Source organism: Leclercia sp. UBA5958, from assembly GCF_002430365.1.
Lineage (GTDB): Bacteria > Pseudomonadota > Gammaproteobacteria > Enterobacterales > Enterobacteriaceae > Enterobacter > Enterobacter pneumoniae.
The window spans coordinates 1-460 of record NZ_DJCE01000003.1 but is presented as its reverse complement, the minus strand read 5'-3'; the positions used below and the strand labels follow the sequence as shown (position 1 = coordinate 460).

Below are 460 nucleotides of genomic sequence, written 5' to 3'. Positions count from 1 at the left end.
GATGCGCCCTTTCTCACGAGCCGCTGCCAGTCCCGCCCGGGTACGCTCTACGATCAATTCCCTCTCCATCTCGGCCAGTGCTGACATGATATGGAAAATAAAACGACCCATTGGGCTGGAAGTGTCGATGCTGTCGGTCAGGCTTTTGAAGTGAATGCCACGCTGCCGCAGTTCGTCCACCAACAGTACAAGGTTGCGCATGCTTCGCCCAAGTCGATCCAACTTCCACACCACCAGCGTATCTCCCTCATTGAGTGTTCGCATAAGCTTTTTGAGGGCTGGCCGGTTCGCTACTGTTCCGCTCATCTTTTCTTCAAAAACCTGCTCACATCCTGCTCGCTCAAGAGCTTGCCGCTGTAGATCGGTATTTTGCTCATTTGTTGACACCCTTACGTAGCCAATTTGCATACTTTTCATCCAGTATTTTTCGTAAAAAAATCAGGTGAAGTTATCGGCCAGG

At 50.9% G+C, this 460-nt stretch carries 1 protein-coding gene; it reads right to left on the bottom strand.

Annotated features, from left to right (window positions below):
- The coding region (locus B2Q93_RS03905; protein WP_286931836.1) for a recombinase family protein at nucleotides 1–408 on the bottom strand (408 nt) is incomplete at its 3' end.
- Nucleotides 409–460: the final 52 nt, after the last annotated feature.